Origin of the sequence: Hyphobacterium vulgare (assembly GCF_042643335.1) — a bacterium.
GTDB classification, from domain to species: domain Bacteria; phylum Pseudomonadota; class Alphaproteobacteria; order Caulobacterales; family Maricaulaceae; genus Hyphobacterium; species Hyphobacterium vulgare.
Genome location: NZ_JBHRSV010000016.1, coordinates 20,377 through 41,307, shown reverse-complemented (window position 1 = coordinate 41,307; position 20,931 = coordinate 20,377). Strand labels below are relative to the sequence as shown.

18 protein-coding genes are annotated in these 20,931 nt (G+C 65.3%); 9 read left to right on the top strand and 9 right to left on the bottom strand.

Features of this window, described 5'->3' with window-relative positions; all coding sequences use genetic code 11:
• Nucleotides 1–65: 65 nt before the first annotated feature.
• Nucleotides 66–2,774, bottom strand: coding sequence for a DUF2339 domain-containing protein (locus ACFOOR_RS08300; RefSeq protein ID WP_343164423.1), 2,709 nt, complete (start codon nucleotides 2,772–2,774; stop codon nucleotides 66–68).
• Nucleotides 2,775–3,012: 238 nt separating this feature from the next.
• On the opposite strand from ACFOOR_RS08300, the gene ACFOOR_RS08295 reads away from it, so the two are divergent.
• Complete coding sequence (locus ACFOOR_RS08295; protein ID WP_343164422.1) at nucleotides 3,013–3,603, top strand: TetR/AcrR family transcriptional regulator; 591 nt, start codon at nucleotides 3,013–3,015, stop codon at nucleotides 3,601–3,603.
• Nucleotides 3,604–3,676: 73 nt separating this feature from the next.
• On the opposite strand, the gene dnaJ is transcribed toward ACFOOR_RS08295, so the two are convergent.
• Nucleotides 3,677–4,861, bottom strand: a complete 1,185-nt coding sequence (gene dnaJ / locus ACFOOR_RS08290; protein ID WP_343164421.1) for a molecular chaperone DnaJ — start codon at nucleotides 4,859–4,861, stop codon at nucleotides 3,677–3,679.
• A gap of 68 nt (nucleotides 4,862–4,929) precedes the next feature.
• Nucleotides 4,930–6,846, bottom strand: a complete 1,917-nt coding sequence (gene dnaK, locus ACFOOR_RS08285; protein ID WP_343164629.1) for a molecular chaperone DnaK — start codon at nucleotides 6,844–6,846, stop codon at nucleotides 4,930–4,932.
• Between the two features lie 261 nt (nucleotides 6,847–7,107).
• Between dnaK and ACFOOR_RS08280 the strand changes: the two genes are divergently transcribed.
• From ACFOOR_RS08280 to ACFOOR_RS08250, 7 genes are all read left to right on the top strand, one after another.
• Complete coding sequence (locus tag ACFOOR_RS08280; RefSeq protein ID WP_343164420.1) at nucleotides 7,108–7,743, top strand: alpha-ketoglutarate-dependent dioxygenase AlkB; 636 nt, start codon at nucleotides 7,108–7,110, stop codon at nucleotides 7,741–7,743.
• A 116-nt stretch (nucleotides 7,744–7,859) separates the two neighbouring features.
• Nucleotides 7,860–8,210: a glycine zipper domain-containing protein gene (locus ACFOOR_RS08275; RefSeq protein ID WP_343164419.1), complete on the top strand. Its 351-nt coding sequence runs from the start codon at nucleotides 7,860–7,862 to the stop codon at nucleotides 8,208–8,210.
• A gap of 97 nt (nucleotides 8,211–8,307) precedes the next feature.
• The gene (locus tag ACFOOR_RS08270) at nucleotides 8,308–9,408 is read left to right on the top strand and encodes a DUF5700 domain-containing putative Zn-dependent protease (protein WP_343164418.1); all 1,101 of its coding nucleotides are present in this window, start codon (nucleotides 8,308–8,310) and stop codon (nucleotides 9,406–9,408) included.
• A gap of 48 nt (nucleotides 9,409–9,456) precedes the next feature.
• Nucleotides 9,457–10,017: an SH3 domain-containing protein gene (locus tag ACFOOR_RS08265; RefSeq protein WP_343164417.1), complete on the top strand. Its 561-nt coding sequence runs from the start codon at nucleotides 9,457–9,459 to the stop codon at nucleotides 10,015–10,017.
• Between the two features lie 71 nt (nucleotides 10,018–10,088).
• The gene (fabA, locus tag ACFOOR_RS08260; RefSeq protein WP_236956544.1) at nucleotides 10,089–10,625 is read left to right on the top strand and encodes a bifunctional 3-hydroxydecanoyl-ACP dehydratase/trans-2-decenoyl-ACP isomerase; all 537 of its coding nucleotides are present in this window, start codon (nucleotides 10,089–10,091) and stop codon (nucleotides 10,623–10,625) included.
• Nucleotides 10,626–10,661: 36 nt separating this feature from the next.
• Entirely contained in the window at nucleotides 10,662–11,876 is a 1,215-nt protein-coding gene (fabB, locus tag ACFOOR_RS08255; RefSeq protein WP_343164416.1) for a beta-ketoacyl-ACP synthase I, read from the top strand.
• A 20-nt stretch (nucleotides 11,877–11,896) separates the two neighbouring features.
• Nucleotides 11,897–12,718, top strand: coding sequence for an enoyl-ACP reductase FabI (locus ACFOOR_RS08250; protein WP_343164415.1), 822 nt, complete (start codon nucleotides 11,897–11,899; stop codon nucleotides 12,716–12,718).
• 5 nt (nucleotides 12,719–12,723) lie between these two features.
• Here ACFOOR_RS08250 and ACFOOR_RS08245 read toward each other — a convergent pair whose 3' ends face one another.
• A complete protein-coding gene (locus tag ACFOOR_RS08245) occupies nucleotides 12,724–13,620 on the bottom strand; it encodes a hypothetical protein (protein WP_343164414.1) in 897 nt (298 codons plus the stop codon).
• Between the two features lie 197 nt (nucleotides 13,621–13,817).
• Here ACFOOR_RS08245 and ACFOOR_RS08240 point away from each other — a divergent pair, with 197 nt between their 5' ends.
• Complete coding sequence (locus ACFOOR_RS08240) at nucleotides 13,818–14,300, top strand: hypothetical protein (RefSeq protein WP_343164413.1); 483 nt, start codon at nucleotides 13,818–13,820, stop codon at nucleotides 14,298–14,300.
• Between the two features lie 57 nt (nucleotides 14,301–14,357).
• Here ACFOOR_RS08240 and ACFOOR_RS08235 read toward each other — a convergent pair whose 3' ends face one another.
• From ACFOOR_RS08235 to rbfA, 5 genes are all read right to left on the bottom strand, one after another.
• Nucleotides 14,358–16,811 carry a S9 family peptidase gene (locus ACFOOR_RS08235; RefSeq protein WP_343164412.1) on the bottom strand — a complete coding sequence of 818 codons (2,454 nt, stop codon included), beginning with the start codon at nucleotides 16,809–16,811 and terminating at the stop codon, nucleotides 14,358–14,360.
• 165 nt (nucleotides 16,812–16,976) lie between these two features.
• A complete protein-coding gene (pnp, locus tag ACFOOR_RS08230; protein WP_343164411.1) occupies nucleotides 16,977–19,112 on the bottom strand; it encodes a polyribonucleotide nucleotidyltransferase in 2,136 nt (711 codons plus the stop codon).
• Nucleotides 19,113–19,165: 53 nt separating this feature from the next.
• The gene (rpsO, locus tag ACFOOR_RS08225; protein ID WP_343164410.1) at nucleotides 19,166–19,435 is read right to left on the bottom strand and encodes a 30S ribosomal protein S15; all 270 of its coding nucleotides are present in this window, start codon (nucleotides 19,433–19,435) and stop codon (nucleotides 19,166–19,168) included.
• Between the two features lie 26 nt (nucleotides 19,436–19,461).
• The gene (gene truB, locus ACFOOR_RS08220) at nucleotides 19,462–20,427 is read right to left on the bottom strand and encodes a tRNA pseudouridine(55) synthase TruB (protein WP_343164409.1); all 966 of its coding nucleotides are present in this window, start codon (nucleotides 20,425–20,427) and stop codon (nucleotides 19,462–19,464) included.
• Nucleotides 20,427–20,846 carry a 30S ribosome-binding factor RbfA gene (rbfA, locus tag ACFOOR_RS08215; protein ID WP_343164408.1) on the bottom strand — a complete coding sequence of 140 codons (420 nt, stop codon included), beginning with the start codon at nucleotides 20,844–20,846 and terminating at the stop codon, nucleotides 20,427–20,429. Before rbfA ends, truB begins: the two co-directional genes overlap by 1 nt.
• Between the last annotated feature and the right edge of the window lie 85 nt (nucleotides 20,847–20,931).

Genomic DNA, 20,931 nt, shown 5'->3' with positions numbered 1-20,931 from the left:
GCTTTGTAGCGATCCTGTGAAGGAATGGAAAACGGGGCCGCTGTCAGTCCCTGACCTCGCCGGGGTCAGTCCGGACCCGCCCTCTCCCGCGCGGCCATCGGGCCGATGACGCGCTGATAGAGGATGCCGATACCCACGAGCGCCGCGCCCAGCCCGATGAAGGAAAAGGCACGCCACACGCCGTCGAGGCCCGACAGGTCGAAGAGGAAGACTTTCAGCGTCGCCAGCGTCAGCCCGGCAAGCCCGGCATAGCGCGCCTCCGGCATGCGCCGCCACGCGCCGATCAGCAGGAGAGCCGTGGCATATCCCACGGTAACCGCGGAATAGGCCCAACTTTCTCCGGGCAGGACGGGGGCGGTGTTCATCTGTGCGCCGTGTGCCGTCCATCGGATAATGAGGATCGCCGCCTGATACAAGGCGGCCGCGCCAACGAGACCGATCGCCGTGCTCCATTTGCGGTATCCCTGCCGGCGCAGTGCGATGGCGTGGGCAATAAGGAAAACGGGGGGAAGGGCGTAAGCCAGAAGCACGCCGGCCAGCATGTCCGACCGGTCGGTCCCCCAACCCCACCAGGCATTGACGATCAGCGTCAGGACAAGCAGCCCAAGCGCCACTCCGGTCAGCGTCGTCCCTTCGATCAGGCGCGGCGCGATCCGGAGTCTGGGGCCGAGCCGCCAGCGCAGCGCGGCAGCCGTCGCCGCCCAACTTGAAATGTGAAGACCAAACTCCCGGAAGCCGGCGATGTCGCCGTCCAGGTCACCGGCATTCAGCGCGTGCCGGATCTGCATGAAGACGAGGCCGATACCGAGGATGAGCGCGCCGCCGGTCAGCGACTGGACCGGCCAGCTGTCCGGATCGTCTCCGCCGGCGCGCAGCTCGCGCGCGGCCTGCCACAGGGCCAGCGCGGACAGGCCATAGCCCACCAGCAGCGTGTTCAGGATCGGCCAGGGGCCGACATCGTAGTTGAAGGCCTCGCCCAGCACGGTCAGGCGGAAGACGGCGAGCGCGCCGAAGACCAGCGCCGCGCCTTTCAGGGCGGGCAGGCCGAGCTTGCGCCACAGCCAGGCGGCCGCGAGTGCCTCGAGCGCGAAGGCGGCGCTCATCCAGACCTGATCGAGGGCGAACCCGGCCGCGAGACCGGCACTGCCCGCACAGGCCAGCGCGTAGACCGCGATCGCGCCGGGCTGACGTTCGCGGCCCTCGCCCTTCAGGAGGCCATGGGCTGCGCCCGCGAGAAGGCCGGTCAGAGCGAGCGCAGCCAGTCCCCAGAGGCCCGATTGCGGTTCGCCGGCCAGCCGGTACCAGGCGGCGGCGAGAATCAGGACAGGCGTCATCGCCCCGGCCATCGCCATCGGCGTCCTCACGCGGAGGCGGGCCAGCGCGAACCGCCCGAACAGGCCGAACACCGAGGCCGCGATCAGGCAGGCGGGCAGGAAGTCCGGGATAGCCGGGCGGCTTCCAAAGGGGGCGAAGGCGCGATCGAGCTCAACCCCGCTATCGACGATGAAGGACAGGCTTTGCGGCCAGGCGAGGATGACGAGGGCGGTCGCGATGCCCGCGGCCGGGGCCAATCCGGCGAAGCCTTCCTTCCGCCAGGGCGCGATCAGCGCGATGAGGGCGGTTGCCGCGAACCCGGCCAGCGTGACCGGGGAATGCCCGTCCGCATCGGCCAGCATGACGGCCAGGCCCAGCGCGGCAAAGCCGCCGAACCAGGCGCCGATCAGCCCGGCCGGGAAGGGGAACCAATCCTTGAGCTTGCGGTCGACCGGCGGAGGATCGTCCGCATCGCGCCAGCCGAAAGCGAGCGCTGCGGCGAGGAAGGCCGGCAGATAGGCGGACAGCGCCCAGGCCTGATCGGAGCGGAAGGCAAGGACAAGCCAGACCAGCGGCCACAGCGCGCCGCCGGCGACCGCGATCCAGCCCGCCCAGGTCCAGCGCGCGACCCGGGCCACGGCAAGCGCCGCCGCTGCCACCGCGAAGACATAGGTGAAGAGGCCCGCCGCGTTCGGGTCGTCCGACCCGATCAGCAGCGGCACGGCAAACGCCCCGGCGATGCCGAAGGCGGCGATGATGCCGCCATGCAGGAGGGCGAGGGCCAGTGCGCCCGCAGCCACCAGAGCCAGCAGGGCGAAAGCGAGGAGCGGAGGCAGGAAGCCGTAAAGCGCGAAGGCGGCCCAGATCGCGGCATAGAGCGTGATCAGGCCCGCGCCGGTCGTCGCGGCGGGCGCGGCACTCTTGCCCGGCAGGGGCAGGCGGGCGGGGTGACGGCGGAGCCATTCGCCTGCGCCGATCATGGCAAAACCGGCGAGCAGGGCCGCGCCGATGCGCATGGCCGGACCGAACAGGCCGATATCGACGGCGGCCTTCACAAGGAAGGCCCCGCCGAGCGCGAGCGCGGCCGCGCCGACCCAGACCAGCCAATTGCCGGTCAGGCTGGCTTCGATTCCGGACAGGGGGCGGGCCGACGGCGTGGCCGGTCGGGGTTCTGCGACCGGTTCGGGCTGTATCGGTGGCGGAGAGTCTTCCGTATCGCGAGGCACGGCCGATTCCGCCCGGTCTGCGGACGGAGTCGATTCGGGTACGGAGTGTTGCGGAGCCGCCTCCGCCGGGGCCGGCGTTTTCACCGCGGGGTAGGCCAGAGCGTCCAGCCGGGCGCGAAGCCCGGCGATCTCGCGCTGCATCGATCCGGTTCGCGCAAACGCGATCCAGCCGAGAATGGCGCCGATCAGCATCAGGCCGAACGCACCGAGTATCAGGATGGCCAAGGCTTCCAACCGCGCCTCCTCCCGTCCCGCCGGAGACTAGGCGGGCCGGATGCGGCGCCTCAAGCAAAAAGACGGCAAGTGAATTCACTTCACCGAAGGGCGGCCCACTCCTGGCCGGGCATTGGTTCGACCCGGTCCGGCAATGGGTATGACTCGCCCCGCTCCCGAAATTCGAATAATAATACTGTTCGGAATTGGCAGTTGACCCTGTCGAAGGAAAAACAGGGACTTAACCGGATGTCATGAGATGGCGATTCAGGGCGCTCCGGTCATACCGCCGCGGCAGACGCGCAGCCGGCGCACGTATGACCGGCTGATCGCAGTGATCACGGCCGCCGCCGCCGATGGCAGCCTCGCAACCCTCACCCTGCCGCAACTGGCGAAGCGGGCCGGTGTGTCCACCGGGGCCTTCTATGGCCGGTTCGCGGGAAAGGCCGCGGCGGTCGATGCGGTTCTGCAGCGGCAGCAGGCGGCGCTGCTTTCGCGATTGTCGCTGCTGGGTGCGCAGGCGCGGCCGACCCGGGATGTGCGCGGCTGGATCGAACAGGTGGCGCGGGCGATGGACGGGTTCGAACGCGGGGTCTGTCCGCTTGTCCGTGTGCTGATCGGTGAGGGCGGCGCACTGCCGGATCCTGTCTCGGCTGATCCGGGGCTGCGCCGCGAAGCCGGCCTGCTGTTGTCCGAATGGGGCGTGGTTCGCGCCGATCGCGCCGAGGCCCGGGCCGGATTCGTCCTGACCCTGATCGGGTCGGTGACGCGCGACGCCGCGCTGCACGGACGCAAGCCGGATCTGAAGGAGATCGAGACCGCGGCGCTCTGGTATCTCAGCGCGCCCTAGGCAAAGCGGGAATATTTTTGGTGGTCGCGTTCGCGAAACGGAAAACCGGTACCCACTTTTCCTGCGAACGCTCCTAAACGTTCGGGCGGCCGTCATCGCTGGTGAGGTCGTCCCAGAAGCGTTTGGCCTTGCCGACGAAGCTTTCCGAGTCCGGATTGCAATTGCCGCCCGAGAGCTCACAGAACTCGCGGAGCAATTCCTTCTGCCGGTCGGAGAGATTGCGCGGGGTTTCCACGAACAGCTCGACGATCAGATCGCCGCGCGGACCGCTGCGCAGGCGGGGCATGCCCTTGCCCTTCAGCTTCATGCGCTTGTTGGTCTGGGAGCCGGCCGGGACTTTCAACTCGACCTTGCCGCCATCGACCACGGGCACGCAGACATTGCCGCCGAGCGCGGCGGTGACCATCGGCACGGTGGCACGGCAGTAAAGGTTCGGACCGTCCCGCTCGAACAGGTCGTGATGGGCAATGTGGACGAAGATGTAGAGATCGCCGCGCGGCCCGCCCTGGGGACCGGCTTCGCCCTCGCCGGCGAGGCGGATGCGCATGCCGTCCTCGACGCCGGCGGGGATTTCGACGTTCAGCGTGCGGGTCTTGCGGACCCGGCCGACGCCGTCGCACTCGGTGCAGGGCGTCGCGACATATTTGCCCTGGCCGCCGCATTGCGGACAGGTCTGGCGGATGCGGAACATGCCGTTGCCGCCGGTGATCACGCCCTGGCCATGGCATTGCGGACAGGTCTCGAGCGAGGTGCCCGGTTCCGCGCCATTGCCTTCGCAGCGTTCGCAGGTGACAGCGGTGGGGACGCGCACCGTCTCCGACTTGCCGGCGAAGGCGTCCTGCAGGGAGATTTCGAGGTCAAAACGCAGGTCCGAGCCCCGTGCCGGTCCGCGGCGGCCGCGCGGGCCTCCGCGCATGCCGGCGCCGAAGACGTCGCCGAACATCTGTTCGAAAATGTCGGAGAAATCGGCCGCGCTGGCGCCGCCGCCGAACGGACCCTGACCACCGCCACCGAACGGTCCTTGGCCGCCTTCGAAGGCGGCATGGCCCATGCGGTCATAGGCAGCGCGCTTCTGGTCGTCGGACAGGACGGAATAGGCCTCGCCGACTTCCTTGAACTTCGCCTCGGCCTCGGCGTCACCCGGATTGCGGTCCGGGTGGTATTGCATGGCGAGCTTGCGGTAGGCGCTCTTGATCGCCGCCGCGTCCGCGCCCCTTTGCAGGCCGAGTACTTCGTAATAGTCGCGTTTCGAGGCCATGACCCGCCCTTGTTGCGATGCGAAGGGCCGGGCGACCCATCAGGCCGCCCGGCACTCGTTTCGCGGGATTACGCGCTCTTCTTGTCGTCGCCGTCGACTTCGGAATATTCCGCGTCGACCACGTCGTCATCGGACGACGCGCTGCCGTCAGAGCCGCCCTCATCGGAGCCGCCTTCGGCCTGCTGCGCGGCATACATCGCCTCGCCCAGCTTCATGGCGGCCTGCATCAGGGCCTGGGTCTTCTGCTGGATGGTTTCGACATCGTCGCCATCCTTGACCTCTTTCAGCTCGCTGAGCGCCGTCTCGATCGCGGACTTCTCATCCGCGCCGACCTTGCCGCCGAACTCTTCAAGCTGCTTTTCGGTCTGGTGGATCAGGGCCTCGGCGCCGTTGCGGGCCTCGACCAGTTCACGGCGCTTCTTGTCCGCCTCGGCATTAGCCTCGGCGTCCTTGACCATGTTGTTGATCTCGTCGTCCGACAGACCACCCGACGCCTGGATGCGGATCGCCTGCTCCTTGCCGGTCGCCTTGTCCTTGGCCGACACGTTGACGATGCCGTTGGCGTCGATGTCGAAGGTGACCTCGATTTGCGGCACGCCGCGCGGTGCGGGCGGAATGCCCATCAGATCGAACTGGCCGAGCAGCTTGTTGTCCGCCGCCATCTGACGCTCACCCTGGCTGACCTTGATGGTCACAGCCGACTGGTTGTCGTCAGCGGTGGAGAAGGTCTGTGACTTGCGCGTCGGGATGGTGGTGTTGCGGTCGATCAGGCGCGTGAACACGCCGCCCAGCGTCTCGATGCCCAGCGACAGCGGGGTCACGTCGAGCAGCAGCACATCCTTCACATCACCCTGCAGCACGCCGGCCTGGATGGCCGCGCCCATGGCGACGACCTCGTCCGGATTGACGCCCTTGTGCGGTTCGCGGCCGAAGAATTTCTTCACCGTCTCCTGCACTTTCGGCATGCGGGTCATGCCGCCGACGAGGATGACCTCGTCGATGTCGGAAGCCGACAGGCCGGCATCCTTCAGCGCCTTCTTGCACGGCTCGACCGTGCGCTGGACGAGATCGTCCACCAGCGCTTCGAGCTTGGCGCGCGACAGCTTCATGGTCAGGTGTTTCGGACCCGAGGCGTCGGCGGTGATGAAGGGCAGGTTCACCTCGTAGGAGGCGGCCGAGGACAATTCCTTCTTGGCCTTTTCCGCTTCTTCCTTCAGGCGCTGGAGCGCGAGCTTGTCGGAGCGGAGATCGATGCCGTTCTCCTTCTTGAACTCATCGGCGAGGTAATCGACGATCTTCAGGTCGAAATCCTCACCGCCGAGGAAGGTGTCGCCATTGGTCGACTTCACCTCGAACACGCCGTCGCCGATTTCCAGAACCGAGACGTCGAACGTGCCGCCGCCGAGGTCGTAGACGGCGATCGTCTTGTTCTCGCCCTTGTCGAGGCCATAGGCGAGCGCGGCCGCGGTCGGCTCGTTGATGATGCGCAGGACTTCGAGCCCGGCGATCTTGCCGGCGTCCTTGGTCGCCTGACGCTGGGCGTCATCGAAATAGGCCGGAACGGTGATCACGGCCTGGGTGACGGTCTCGCCGAGATAGGCCTCGGCGGTTTCCTTCATCTTGGTGAGAATGAAGGCGGAGATTTCCGACGGCGCGTAGGTCTTGTCGCGGCCCTCGACCCAGGCATCGCCATTGTCGGCCTTGACGATCTTGTAGGGCACCATGGCGGCGTCCTTCTTGACCGTCGGGTCACCGAATTTGCGGCCGATCAGGCGCTTGATCGCGAAAAAGGTCTGTTCGGGGTTGGTCACCGCCTGGCGGCGGGCCGGCTGGCCGATCAGGCGCTCGCCGTCCTTGGTGAAGGCGACGACGGACGGGGTCGTCCGCGCACCTTCGGAATTCTCGATGACCTTCGGTTGCCCGCCTTCCATGACGGCGACACAGGAATTGGTCGTGCCGAGGTCGATGCCGATCACCTTGCTCATAAGCTCACTCACTCCCGTTCTTCTTGGGCAGGGTTTCATGGAGAGGACGCGGCCCGGAGCGCCGCCGCCGTCGCTGAAAACCCCCCGGTTTCAGGCGTTTGGCCTGGACTGTTCAAACTGGTTCGCACCGGAAGCCCGGTTCGGCAGGGGATTTAGGGAGGGCGCGTGATCCCCGCAAGGGGCGTGGGGATATTGGCTGCGGTGACGGGTGCAGCACATTCCGGGTGGAAGTGACGCGGGCCTCACGCCATTTTCCGCCTGATGAACCCGCGACCTGCCTTCACGCCGCCCGATGGCTTCCGCTTCCTGCCCGGCTATTTCGACCGCGGTGAGCAGGAAGCCCTGATCGCGGCGGTGTTCGCCGCGGCAGAGGCGGGCGCGCCTTTCTTCCAGCCGGCCATGCCGCGGACCGGCCAGCCCCTGTCCGTCACGATGACGAATTTCGGCCCGCTCGGCTGGGTGACGGACCGGGCGAAAGGCTATCGCTACGAGCCGGCCCATCCGGAGACGGGCCAGAACTGGCCGGCGATGCCGGACGCGCTGATGACGCTCTGGAATGCGGTCGCGAACTATCCCGCGCCGCCCGAGGCCTGTCTCGTCAACTGGTACCGGGAAGGCAGCCGGATGGGGCTGCATGTCGATTTCGACGAGGAAGCGACGGACGCAGCGGTCGTCTCCGTTTCGCTCGGCGACAAGGCACGGTTTCGCATCGGCGGGCCGGAACGGAAGGGGCCGACCGCCTCGGTGGTGCTGAGCTCAGGCGATGTCGTGGTGCTCGGCGAGGCGGCAAGGCGCAGCTATCACGGCGTCGACCGGATCTATCCCGGCACATCGACGCTGGTGCCGGGCGGCGGGCGGATCAATCTGACAATGCGGCGGGTGACGCTCCCCAGCTAGTTCTGCGCCGACATGCCGCGCAAGATTTGCCACAATCGCGCGCCACCATGAGATGTGATTCGACCCGCCAGACCTTTTTCCGGCGGCGCTCTCTCGACCCGTGAAAGGATCGTGTCATGAAAAAGCTTTTGATCGCACTGACCGCCCTGCCGCTGATGGCGTGTACCCAGACCGGCAATGTGGAGCGCGGCGCGCTGACCGGTGCGGCGCTGGGTGCTGCCGCCGGGGCCATTATCGGCAACAATACCGGTTCCGGCGACGCCGAGACCGGGGCGATCATCGGCGGCGTGATCGGCGCGGCCGGCGGGGCCTATGCCGGGTGCCGGGCCGATGGCGGCTGCCGCTGGAACCAGAACAATCCGCAGCATTCCGAGCAGTACTGGGACCCGCAGGCGCGGCAATACTATTATTTCAATCGCCAGGACGGCTGCACCTATTGGGTGAACGGTCAGTTCCGCGGCTGCTGATCCTTCCCTGGATGTTGCAGATAAAGATTTCGTGAGACCGGTGTTTCTCCTTCTCCGGCGGGATATCTTCCGCGCCGGGAAGGAGAAAGGACACTCCATGAAATCCCTTCTGACCGCAGCGCTCGCTGCGGGCCTGACGGCGGCGAGCGCGTCCGCCGAGGACTTTCCGTGCGGCGATTTCACCATCGGTTTCGACTTTACCGCGCTCGACGCGCTGACCCCGATCCTGCGCGGCGAGGGCGGCGAGGCGGATGTCGAAGCGGCACTGGAGCTGCCGTCCGTGCAGGCCATCGTGCGCAAGCAGACGCAGGTACACGAGGACCGGTCCACGACCGGGCGCCTGCGTGAGGAGTTGATCGCGTGGCAGGCCGGGAGTGAGGCGGAGATCGAGGATCCGGTCTATCCCTTCCCGGATGATGAAACGCTTGATGCGATGGAGGCGTCGCTGACGCCGCTGCGCGCCGATCCGGACGCGCTGATGGCTCCGGCGTGCGAACGACTGGCGGCCTATGTGCCCGCCGGGTATGACACGCCGTTGCAGAGCGTTTTCGTGATGGGGGTGAATTCAGCCGGTTTCGCCTTTGGCGACCCGGTCCTCTATATCGGCTTTCACCGCATGCATGACGATCTGCCCGCGCTGGAACTGGTGCTCGTTCACGAGCTCTATCACGGCGCGCAAGGCGCGATGCGGCCAGTTCCCGAGGGTCTGGAAGAGGCCTTGAGCGAGACCGACTGGCGGGCGCTGGAATATCTCAATTACGGCTATCTCGAAGGCAGTGCGACCTGGGTTGCCAACCCGGCAGACTTCGAGGGCGACGGGGAAATGCTGGCCTATTTTCAGGACAGGCTGGAGCGCGGTGTCGGCGAGCGCGCCAACCTCTTCACCCTGTTCGAAGCCTCGCTCTATCAGTTGGCCAATGACCCCACGACCGATCCGCGGCGGCATTATTTCGCCGGCTTCACCGGGGATGAGCGCAACTACAATGTCGGATACATCATCGCCCGCGAGATCGAAGCCCATTACGGGCGCGAGCGGCTGGCCGGGGTGATGCGCGAATCGCCGACGGCCTTCTACCGGCTCTATGCCGAGGCAGAGGGCCGGAGCGGGCCTGCGCTGAGCGCGAGCTTCATCGCCATTCTCGACCGGCTGGATGCGGCGATTGCGGAAACCGGGATTGATCCGGTGCCCGACCCATAGGCGGTTCCGTTTACCGCGAATTCACCATGGCGCGCCCACAAATCCTCCATGGGGCTGAACCGACTGATACCGATCCTGCTGGCGGCGCTGGTGCTTTGCGCGCCGGTGGCCGCGCAGGACGCGCCGACGCCGTCGGGCTTTCCTGTGCCGCGCTTCGTGTCGCTGAAGGCGGGGGTGGCCAATGGCCGCGCCGGACCGGAACAGGCGCATCCCATCGTGTGGCGCTATGTGCGTGCGGGCCTGCCGATGGAAGTGATCGCGGAAACCGCCGACTGGCGCCGCGTGCGCGACCCCGATGGCGAGGTCACCTGGATGCATCGCAGCCTGTTGTCGGCCCGCCGGTCGGTGATCGCACTGAACGAGACGGCGCTGCTGGTGCGCCCTGCAGACGGCGCGCCGGTCGAGGCCGTCGCCGATGCCGGGGCGGTGATGTGGCTGGAGCGTTGCCGCGACGGCTGGTGCCGGATCGAGGCACAGGGCCATCGTGGCTGGGCCGATGTTTCAACCTTATGGGGTATTTACGACAGCGAGCGGGGCGGGCCGGCTGCCGCAGCGCAGCGCAACCCCGCCTTGAGCGCCTCCTCCCCCCATGATACCGCTCCGGGCTGACACATATTGACCGCCGGGATGCCGGGCCTTCGGGCCTGACTTCAAGTGTTCCGGCCCCGACCGGACACGGTATGACCGAAAGACTTCATTCGCTTGGTATCGACGACCTGATGCGCTCTGCCCGCGGCGAGTTGCACGGCCCTGAAAACGGCAAGCTGCCGGCCCCTCCCATGCTGATGTTCGACCGCATCACCTCCATCACGGAGGAGGGCGGTGCGCACGGCAAGGGCCAGGCTGTCGCCGAACTCGACATCCACCCGGACCTCTGGTTCTTCCAGTGCCACTTCCTGGGCGATCCCGTCATGCCGGGCTGTCTCGGCCTCGACGCGATGTGGCAATTGCTGGGCTTCTGGCTCGTCTGGCGCGGCATGCCCGGGCGCGGCCGCGCGCTGGGCGTCGGCGAGGTGAAGTTCACCGGCCAGGTGACGCCGGACATCAAGACGGTGCGCTACGAGGTCGATCTCAGCCGGGTCATCGACCGGCGCCTGAAAATGGGCATTGGCGAAGGCAAGGTGTTTGCCGACGACAAGCTGATCTACACGGCCAGCGATTTGCGCGTCGGCCTGTTTTCCGCAGACCAGATGAAAGCGGACGGTGCCGGCGCCTGACCGGCGGACCGGACCGAAACTCAAGAGGAGCTAGGCATGCGTCGTGTCGTGGTGACGGGTCTCGGCGTGATTTCCCCCATCGGCAACACTGCCGGGGAGGTCACGCAATCCCTGAAGGACGGCCGCAGCGGAATCCGCCACATGGAGGATTTCGCCCGTCTGAACTTCAAATGCCATGTCGGGGCCAAGCCGGACATCGATCCGGCCGAACATGTCGACAAGCGCGTCTACCGCTTCATGGGCGAGGGCGCGGGCTGGAACTACATGGCGATGCAGCAGGCGATCGCCGATGCCGGGCTGGAAGACACCACCGTCTCCAATCCGCGCACGGGCATCATCATGGGGTCGGGCGGCCCCTCGGCCGGCACGATCATCGATGCCGCCGACATCACGCGGGAAAAGGGTCCGCGCCGGATCGGACCGTTCGCGGTTCCCAAGGCGATGAGCTCGACCGCCTCGGCGACGCTGGCCACCCCGTTCAAGATTCTCGGCGTGAACTACTCGATCACCTCGGCCTGCACGACCTCGCTGCACTGCGTCGGCGCGGCGGCGGAGCAGATCCAGTGGGGCAAGCAGGACGTCATGTTCGCTGGCGGCTGCGAGGAGAATCACTGGGGTCTCTACAACCTCTTTGATGCCATGGGCGCGATGTCGACCAAGTATAATGACACGCCGCAGCAGGCCTCCCGCCCCTTCGACAAGGACCGCGACGGTTTCGTCGGCGGCGGCGGCGCGGGCGTGCTGGTGCTCGAGGAATACGAGGCGGCGAAGAAGCGCGGCGCGAAAATCTATGCCGAAATCACCGGCTATGGCGCGACCTCGGACGGCTATGACATGGTCGCCCCCTCGGGCGAGGGCGCGATCCGCTCGATGAAGCTGGCGCTCGAAACCGTGAAGGCCGCGCCGGACTATCTCAATCCGCACGCCACGGCGACGCCGGTCGGCGACATCGCGGAAATGAAGGCGGTGAAAGAGGTGTTCGGCGGCAATGCGCCGATGATTTCCGGCACCAAGGCGATGACCGGCCATGCGCTGGGCGCCGCCGGCGTGCACGAGGCGATCTACACGCTGCTGATGATGCAGCACGGCTTTGTCGCGCCGTCGATCAACTGTTTCGAGATGGATCCGGAGATCGCGGAACTGGATCTGCCGATCGTGACGGAAACGCGCGATGCGGCGATCAACACCGCCATGTCCAATTCCTTCGGCTTCGGCGGGACGAACGGCACCGTCGTCTTCTCCAAGGTCTAGAGCACAAGCGAGGCACAGCAATGACCGACCCGGTATTCCCCAAGGGCGATCTGATGAAGGGCAAGCGCGGGCTTGTCATGGGTGTCGCCAACAAGAATTCGATCGCCTGGGGCATCGCCCAGCAGCTCGCCGCGCAGGGCGCGGAGCTGGCCTTCTCCTACCAGGGCGAGGCGCTGGAGCGCCGGGTGCGTCCGCTGGTGGAGAGCCTCGGCGGCGAACCCTTCATGCTGTCGGCCGACGTGACGGACGATGCCTCGATGGATGCCTGCTTCGCGGCGATCGAGAAAAAGTGGGGCAAGATGGACTTTCTGGTCCACGCCATCGCCTTCGCCGGCAAGGACGAGCTGGTCGGCTCTTTCACCGAGAATACCACGCGAGAGGGCTGGCGCCGGGCGATGGAAATCTCCGCCTTCTCCTTCGTCGATGCGGGCAAGCGGGCCTCGCGCCTGATGCCCGATGGCGGATCGATGATCACGCTGACCTATCTCGGGTCGGAGCGGGTCGTGCCGTCCTACAATGTGATGGGCGTGGCCAAGGCCGCGCTCGAGGCCTCCACGCGCTACATGGCGCGCGATCTCGGCCCGTCGGGCATCCGCGTCAACGCGCTGTCGGCCGGGCCGATGCGGACGCTGGCCATGGCCGGCATCACCGGCGGCAAGGCGCTGATGCGCACCGGCCGCGAATGGTCGATGATGAAGGAAGACACGCGCATGGAAGGCGTTGCTGGCGCGGCGCTCTACCTGCTGTCCGATCTCGGACATTCCTGCACGGGTGAAACGCTTCACGTCGATGCCGGCTTCCACGCCGTCGCCGTGCCCTCGATGGAGGGGGATGAGGAGTAGGTGCTCTACAAAGGCAACTTAAGAGGTGGGGCCGCGTGTACGGCATCATGCACTTTGACGATCTTATGATCTATCTGCTGCCAAAGTTCTAGGCCGGGCAATTTCTGTTCACTAACAATCAAGTCAACAATCAGTCCATCTCCTTGCGCGAAGTAGATTTCGCGCGATTCTAGTTTGTCAAAAAAACTTTCGTCGATGATTGGAGCACTAATCTTTTGCCCATTCCAAACGAATTGCCATTTACGATGTCCGCGCTCAAATACCGCTTTGATAACACCGACCATTTCTCGCTTTAGAGTACGGGTTCGTTTGGCATCTTCGGTTTCGGTCAATCTTGAGGGAGGACGCGTAATGCGCGCAAGATCGTTGCGAGGAATTTCTATAGGCGCAGGCTGATTAATATCGTCCGATAGAGCGAAGTATTGAACTTCTTCATCTGCCTGAACGGAGGCGACGAACTTCCTGATCGGCTCTTCTAATTCTTCGGCGTCTGCTGCTTCATTATACTTTTCATACACGTCGCGAGGCATCACCACCCGATCATCGCCTCGCTCAATCACTACAAAGTTATCAGTGATTGTTACTATCTCCCCATCAAAATACCGGTCATAAATGATTGCTGAAATGAGCGCCAACGCGACGCCTCCAAGCAATTTACGGCCAGCAAGAAGCGTCTCTTTTCGCTTTTCTCGAACCAGCGCTCGAAATGTCCCTGGTGCAATTGCTTCGATATAAAGTTCGAAGTCGTATTCCGGCGACGCCAATCGAGCAGCCGCGCGAGCGGCGTTCTCAAATTCTTCAAGAGCGGTGGCAAATGTCGTTGTAGAGATCGAGTGGGCAGGTGTTCCAAAATGAAGAACCAACCCACGTTGATCCAGATTTCTTAGATCGAGTTCCCGCATACGATCCCCCTCGCGGTCGTACTATCAGTTTGTATAACTCACCTAGAATAGCAAGAAGTCCAGATGGATCGCACCGCGGGAGTATTTTCTTTTTGGCCGCCTGGTGCCACCATCGATTTTCGTCTGACAGCATGGTGTAGCAGCCATGCCAATCGTGGTACCGCCCCCGGGTCGCGGCGGTATCGGGAAGGGTTGGGATGAAAGCACACCGCATTGCCGTGCTCGGTTTGTTGACCGCGGGCCTGTCGGCGTGCGGCGACACCTACCGGGCATCGGTCTGGGATGCGGAGGTGATGTTCAGGCACCACCGTGATGCCTATCAGATCGTCGTTGATCGCGTGATGGAGGCGCCGACAGAGGACCACCGCGGATATGAGCGCGGCGACCGGATCTTCGACGGGATACCACTCAGCGCGGGGTTTGAAACGGTCAGTTTCTCAGACGACGGAAACACGCGCTCAGTCCGGATCGGCCTTTATTCATACGGAATGGCGGTCAGCGGCCGCATTGTCGGTCTTGCCTACTATGTTGAGGGCGATCCTGCAGGCGAATCCGGAGCGGACGTTCGCGTCTTTGAAGACTGTCAGGCGCTCGAAGCTGCCTACGAAAGCGACGAACTCATCAGGGTTGGCTACTGCCGCCTTGCCGAGAACTGGTTCGCCTTCCGCTATTCTTTCTGAAAGCAAAAAGCCCCGGCGTTTCCACCGGGGCTTCTGGTTTCCTGCGGCTGTGAACGGCTACTGCGCGCCGTCTGAAGCCTCTTCCGCGTCGTCAGAGGCCATCGGGTCTTCTTCCGGCCTGACATAGCGGTCGAGCCAGTCGAAGCTCTCCGCCAGCGTGTGCAGCACGCTCTCGCGCCCGCGATAGCCGTGGCTCTCGTAAGGCAGCATGACGAGGCGGACCGTGCCGGCATTGCCCTTCACCGCCGCGAACATGCGTTCGGACTGCAGCGGGAAGGTGCCGGAATTGTTGTCCATTTCGCCGTGGATCAGCAGCAGCGGCTCGTTGATCTGGTCGGCGTGCATGAAGGGCGAGAGGTTGTAATAGACCTCCGGCGCTTCCCAATAGGTCCGCCGTTCGGCCTGGAAGCCAAAGGGCGTCAGCGTGCGGTTATAGGCGCCCGACCGGGCAATGCCGGCGCGGAAGATGTCGGAATGGGCCAGCAGGTTCGCGGTCATGAAGGCGCCATAGGAATGGCCCGCCACGGCGACGCGTTCGCCGTCGCCGAAGCCGCGCCGGACGCTCTCGTCAACGATCGCCTCGGCGGACATGACCAGCTGGTCGATGAAGCTGTCATTCACCGTCTGCGGGTCAGAGCCGACGATCGGCATGGTCGCGTCTTCCATCAGGGCATAGCCCTGGGTCAGGAAGAAGCGCGGGCTGGTCCCGGCAATGCGCGAGAATTCATACGGGCTGCCGCGCACCTGACCGGCGGTCGCCGCGTCATTGTATTCCAGCGGATAGGCCCAGACGACGACCGGCACACGGTCGCCATCCTGATAGCCGACCGGCAGATAGACGGTCGAGGACAGCATGACGCCGTCTTCCCGCTCGAAGGTGATCAGCTCCCGGCGAATGTCGTTCAGTTGCGGGTGCGGGTTTTCGAAATCGGTCAGCTGGATCACATCGCTGCCCCGATGCAGGCGGACATTCGGCGGCGTGACCGGGTCTTCCCAGCTGGTCAGGAAGGCGGAGCCGTCCATCTCGATGAGGCCGATGACAGATTCCAGAGTCTCCCCGGAATTGCGCCAGATCTCCTCGGTCTCGAAGCTGTCGAAGCTGACCCGGCTGAGGAAGGGGCGATTGCCCTCCGGCGTCGCGCCGTCGCCGGTCATGTAAATATAGCCGTCGGTGACGGCGACGACCGAGCGGCCGAATGCATTGCGCGCCGTCACCGGCGAACCCGGATCGGCATAGCTGTCCTGGATGTTGCGCTCCTCGGCGAGCCGCGGCGCGACCGAAGGGTCGGCGAAATCGACCAGCCAGCGGCGGATCACGCGGGTGTCGCGGTCATATTCCGTGGCGAATCCGGTCTGGCCCACTTCGGTGAACTGGGTGCCGTAATAACGGTCTTCGGTGCGCAGGATTTCCACCGGTTCTGCGGTGAAGGGAGCGGTCTGCGCCCAGACGCTGTCGCGCTGGGCGGCCTCGACGCGCGGGTCGCCGCCATCGAGCGCTTCGGCCCAGGTCAGGCGGGCGGGATGGGAGGCCTGCCAGGAAATGCTCCGGCGGCCACGGATCACGCCGCCGATCGGCACATAGTCGGCGACGGGCTGGCGCGCGATCGTGGAGACTTCCTCGCCGTCCATGTCGAGAACATAGGTGCGGTCCGGGAAGGACGACCACGGCACGTCATAGGAGAAGGGCCGTTCCATCTCGCCGACGAGTATGTATTCGCCGTTCGGCGAGGGGTCGGAGGCATAGATGAAGCCGGGCTCGCCGATCATCTCCGCGTCGCCGGTGCCGGCATCGACGAGGGCGAGCTGGCTGGTCGCGAGCCAGGCGAAGAGTTCGGCATCGGCCGGACCGGTCAGCAGGTCCTGATAGGTGCGCACCTGCGCCTCGACGCCGGAGGCTTCCTGCGTCACCGGGCCGACGGGCACGCGCGGGCGTTCGGGCAGCGGGCCGCGGCCGTCCGGCGTCAGGTGGACGAGCAGGTGTTCGCCGTCCGGCATCCAGGAGATGGGAGAGAAGACCGCATTGATGCCGGAGGCGACGAGTTCGCGGGCGGTGGCGGTCTCGATATCCGCGACCCAGAGGCTGAGCGCGTCGCCGCGGGTCAGGACGAAGGCGATCCCGGTGCCATCGGGGGACCAGACGGTGTTGGACACGCCGCTGTCGGCGGGCAGGGCGATGGGGCGTTCTTCCTGCGTGTCGAGGTCGATCACGCTGAGACCGACGACCGAGCGCGGGCCGTGGCGGCCATTGGTCGCCGCGTCGAGGCGCAGGCCGGCGAGGCGTTCCATCGGGCGGGCGAGTTCGGAGACCGGCGGGAGCGCCTCGCGGTGCATCAGCAGCACCACATCGCGGTTCGGCGACAGCGAGGGAAAGGGCGGGAGCGGGGCGTCGACGATGTCAACGACCTCCTGTGGTGGCAGGCGATAGGCCTCCTGCGCGGCGGCCGTTGCGGTCAGACCCATTGCGAGGCCGATCGCGGCCAAGACCCGTGCGAACCTGTTGCGTGCGTGCATGGCGCGCCTCTCCTTTTCCATCGGCGCAGAAGATAGAGCGGGATTCGCGGCGCGACATTAAAAAGCGGACAGGTCCGGATATCGGCGAAGGCTCAAAGCAAAAAGCCCCGGATGTTTCCATCCGGGGCTTTCGGGTTCGATCAAGGGACCGATGGGGAGAGAGGATTATTCCTCTTCTTCCTCGCCGACCTTGGTCTTTTCCTGGCCGGTTTCCTGATCGACTTCCTTCATCGACAGGCGGACCTTGCCGCGATCGTCGAAGCCGAGAAGCTTCACATAGACTTCCTGGCCTTCGGACACGACGTCCTTGGGATGGCTGACGCGTTCTTCGCGCATCTGCGACACGTGGACGAGACCGTCCTTCGGGCCGAAGAAGTTCACGAAGGCGCCGAAATCCATGACCTTGACGACCTTGCCCTTGTAGATCTCGCCTTCTTCCGGCTCGGCCGTGAGGCCGCGGATCCAGGCAATCGCCGCGCGGATGGACTCGCCATTCGCGGAGGCAACCTTGATCACGCCGTCATCATTGACGTCGACCTTGGCACCGGTTTCCTCGACGATCTGGCGGATCACCTTGCCGCCCGAACCGATCACGTCGCGGATCTTGTCGACCGGGATGGTGATCGTCTCGATGCGCGGCGCGTGCTCGGCGAGATCACCGCGCGAGGTGTTCAGCGCCTTGTTCATCTCCTCGAGGATGTGCATGCGGCCGCCCTTGGCCTGGTCGAGGGCGGTCTTCATGATGTCCTCGGTGATGCCGGCGATCTTGATGTCCATCTGCAGCGAGGTGACGCCCGCTTCGGTCCCGGCCACCTTGAAGTCCATGTCGCCGAGGTGATCCTCGTCACCCAGGATGTCGGACAGGACGGCAATGCCTTCCGGGTCCTTGATCAGGCCCATGGCGATGCCGGACACCGGACGCGCGATCGGCACGCCCGCATCCATCAACGCGAGGGACGAGCCGCATACCGTCGCCATGGAGGACGAACCGTTGGACTCGGTGATCTCGGAGACGAGACGGATGGTGTAGGGGAAGTCTTCCGCGCTCGGCAGAACCGCGCGCACCGCCCGCCAGGCCAGCTTGCCGTGGCCGATTTCGCGGCGGCCCGGAGCCAGTCGGAAGGAGGTCTCACCGACGGAATAGGGCGGGAAGTTGTAGTGGAGCATGAAGCGCTCCTTGTACGTTCCCGTCAGCGCGTCGATGAATTGCTCGTCCTCACCGGTGCCGAGCGTGGTGACCACGAGGGCCTGCGTCTCGCCGCGGGTGAAGAGCGACGAACCGTGCGTGCGCGGCAGGATGCCGGCCTCGGCCACGATCTGGCGAACCTGATCGAGCGAACGGCCGTCGATGCGCTTGCCGGTCTTGATGATGCCGCCGCGGACGATGGAGGCTTCCACCGCCTTGAAGGCATCCTTCAGCACCGTGCCGTCGATCCCGTCGGGACGGTCCTCGGTCACACCCAGCTCCGCCACCGCCTTGTCGCGCGCAGCGCCGACAGCGGCGTAGCGTTCGGTCTTGTCGGTGATGGTGTAGGCCTTTTCCAAATCCTTGCCGACGAGCTTGCGGATCCGGGCCTCGACGTCGGAATGGTCTTCCGGGGCGAAGTCCCAGGGCTCTTTCGCACCCTTCTCGGCGAGGCGGATGATCATGTCGATCACCGGCTGGAATTCCCGGTGGCCGAACATGACGGCACCGAGCATGACGTCCTCGGACAATTCCCTGGCCTCGGATTCCACCATCATCACCGCATCGCCGGTACCGGCGACCACGAGATCCAGTTCCGATTCCGGCACCTGGTCATCGGTCGGGTTGAGGATGAATTCGCCGTCCTTGTAACCGACGCGCGCGGCGCCGATCGGGCCCATGAAGGGCAGGCCGGACAGGGTGAGGGCCGCGGAGGCGCCGATCATGCCGACGATGTCCGGGTCGTTCTCGAGGTCATGCGACAGCACAGTCACCATGACCTGGACCTCGTTCTTGAAGCCCTTCGGGAAGAGCGGACGAACGGGGCGGTCGATCAGTCGGGAGGTCAGCGTTTCCTTTTCGGTCGGCCGGCCTTCGCGCTTGAAGAAGCCGCCGGGGATCTTGCCCGCGGCGAAATACTTCTCCTGGTAATTGACGGTCAGCGGGAAGAAATCGGCTCCCGGCTTGACGTTCTTGACGCCGACGGCGGTCGCGAGGACCGTGGTTTCGCCATAGGTGGCGAGCACTGCGCCATCGGCCTGACGGGCCATGCGCCCGGTTTCGAGGGTGAGCGTGCGACCGCCCCACTCGATGCTTTCCTTGTGAATCTCAAACATATCTTGCGTACAGAATTCCCGTTTCGTCTGAAGGGGTGGACGCTACGCGGCGACTAGCGGCGCAGGCCCAGCTTTTCGATGAGGCTCGCATAGCGGCCATGATCCTTCGCCTTCAGATAGTCGAGAAGGCGGCGGCGCTGCGAGACGAGCTTCAGAAGGCCCCGGCGGGAATGATTGTCCTTCTTGTGGGTTTTGAAGTGTTCGGTGAGGTTGGCGATCCGCTCGGTCAGGATTGCGACCTGAACTTCCGGCGAACCGGTATCACCCGACTTCTGGCCATGTTCGGAAATGAGCGCACTCTTGCGCTCTTGCGTAATCGACATCGGTCATTCCTTTCTCAGTGCGGGCGTCAGGCCCGTTTCGGTGTCAGATTGAAGACCCTGACCGGCTGGAATTTGCCGGCGCGGGCTTCGCCAATGGCGGCCGCCGTTTCGCCCCACATCGCCACGGCGAGTTTCGAGGCGTCCTTGCCAGCGATCTCACGAGGGCGCCGCTGCGCACGCAATTCCTGCGCTTGCCGCGGAAGGAGGACGATCGGGCGTCCCTGCTTCAAATTGAAGACCTCGTCCTCGGTCACGGCCAGGGCCGGGATGTCGTCCAGCGCGGTCTCGACCGGGAAAAGGGCTTCCAAAGCGCGGCCCTTATGGGCCATTTCCGTCAATTCGTCCAGCGATACCGCAGCGTCGATCGCGAAGCCGCCAACGCGGATCCGGCGCAGCGCCGCAACATGCCCCTCCGCCCCTACCGCAGCAGCGATATCGCGCACCATGGAACGGACATAGGCGCCCTTGCCGCTGCGCATTTCGAACACGGCGAGATCGGCCGTCGGGGCGTCCAGAAGCTTGAGTTCGTGGATCGTGACGGGGCGGGCGTCGAGCTCGACGGTTTCGCCCGCGCGGGCGAGGTCATAGGCGCGCTCGCCATCGACCTTGATGGCGGAATAGGCCGGTGGGATCTGGTCGATCTCGCCGACGAAGCGATCGAGGACGGCCTCGATCTCGGTCCTGGACGGGCGGACACCGCTTTCCGCGGTCACCTCGCCCTCGGCGTCGAGCGTGTCGGTGCTTTCACCCCACTTCACGGTGAAGCGGTAGGTCTTTTCACCCTCCTGGGCGAAGGGGACGGTCTTGGTTGCCTCGCCGAGCGCGACCGGCAACAGGCCGGTGGCGAGCGGGTCGAGCGTGCCGGCATGGCCCGCCTTCTTCGCGTCAAACAGGCGGCGAACGGCGGTGACGGCCTGGGTCGAGGTCATGTCCGCGGGCTTGTCGAGGATGATCCAGCCGTCGACGTCCTGGCCCTTCTTGCGGCGGCCCATCAGACGTTATCGCCTTCGTCGTGATCGGGATCGTTATCGAGGTCTCTGGCGACTTCCGGCCGGGCGAGGATCTCGTCCACCTTCTCGGCGGCGTCATAGCGGTCGTCGGCGTGGAAACGCAGGTCAGGCGTGAATTTCATGTCGATCTCGCGACCCAACTTGGCGCGCAGGAAACTCGCTGCGCGGTTAAGGCCCTTGACCATCGGCGCGGCGTCGGTGTGGCCGAGCGGCGCGACATAGACATTGGCGTGCTTCAGGTCAGGCGACATGCGCACTTCGGTGACGGTGACGATCACGCCCGTCAGGGCCGGGTCGCGCAATTCCTCGCGCTGGAGAAGGCCGGCAATGGCATGGCGGATCAGCTCGCCCGCGCGCAGCTGGCGCTGCGTCGGGCCTTTTTCGGAGGCGTGGCGGGACATGGTTCTTCTTCTTTCTTCGGCCCGGCCGGCACGGGGATCGAACCCGTCCGGTCTTCGAAGGAGGCGCGTCCTAACGCGTGCAGGC

Bases quoted from the DNA above. Each gene is read 5' to 3' on its own strand.
- ACFOOR_RS08270 (WP_343164418.1), top strand. From the start codon at position 8,308: ATGAAATCCCTTCTGACCGCAGCGCTCGCTGCGGGCCTGACGGCGGCG.
- fabA (WP_236956544.1), top strand. From the start codon at position 10,089: ATGACCGAAAGACTTCATTCGCTTGGTATCGACGACCTGATGCGCTCT.
- rpsO (WP_343164410.1), bottom strand. From the start codon at position 19,435: ATGTCGATTACGCAAGAGCGCAAGAGTGCGCTCATTTCCGAACATGGC.
- ACFOOR_RS08240 (WP_343164413.1), top strand. From the start codon at position 13,818: ATGAAAGCACACCGCATTGCCGTGCTCGGTTTGTTGACCGCGGGCCTG.
- rbfA (WP_343164408.1), bottom strand. From the start codon at position 20,846: ATGTCCCGCCACGCCTCCGAAAAAGGCCCGACGCAGCGCCAGCTGCGC.
- ACFOOR_RS08295 (WP_343164422.1), top strand. From the start codon at position 3,013: ATGGCGATTCAGGGCGCTCCGGTCATACCGCCGCGGCAGACGCGCAGC.
- ACFOOR_RS08250 (WP_343164415.1), top strand. From the start codon at position 11,897: ATGACCGACCCGGTATTCCCCAAGGGCGATCTGATGAAGGGCAAGCGC.
- ACFOOR_RS08275 (WP_343164419.1), top strand. From the start codon at position 7,860: ATGAAAAAGCTTTTGATCGCACTGACCGCCCTGCCGCTGATGGCGTGT.
- fabB (WP_343164416.1), top strand. From the start codon at position 10,662: ATGCGTCGTGTCGTGGTGACGGGTCTCGGCGTGATTTCCCCCATCGGC.
- pnp (WP_343164411.1), bottom strand. From the start codon at position 19,112: ATGTTTGAGATTCACAAGGAAAGCATCGAGTGGGGCGGTCGCACGCTC.
- ACFOOR_RS08245 (WP_343164414.1), bottom strand. From the start codon at position 13,620: ATGCGGGAACTCGATCTAAGAAATCTGGATCAACGTGGGTTGGTTCTT.
- dnaJ (WP_343164421.1), bottom strand. From the start codon at position 4,861: ATGGCCTCGAAACGCGACTATTACGAAGTACTCGGCCTGCAAAGGGGC.
- truB (WP_343164409.1), bottom strand. From the start codon at position 20,427: ATGGGCCGCCGCAAGAAGGGCCAGGACGTCGACGGCTGGATCATCCTC.
- dnaK (WP_343164629.1), bottom strand. From the start codon at position 6,846: ATGAGCAAGGTGATCGGCATCGACCTCGGCACGACCAATTCCTGTGTC.
- ACFOOR_RS08265 (WP_343164417.1), top strand. From the start codon at position 9,457: ATGGGGCTGAACCGACTGATACCGATCCTGCTGGCGGCGCTGGTGCTT.
- ACFOOR_RS08280 (WP_343164420.1), top strand. From the start codon at position 7,108: ATGAACCCGCGACCTGCCTTCACGCCGCCCGATGGCTTCCGCTTCCTG.
- ACFOOR_RS08235 (WP_343164412.1), bottom strand. From the start codon at position 16,811: ATGCACGCACGCAACAGGTTCGCACGGGTCTTGGCCGCGATCGGCCTC.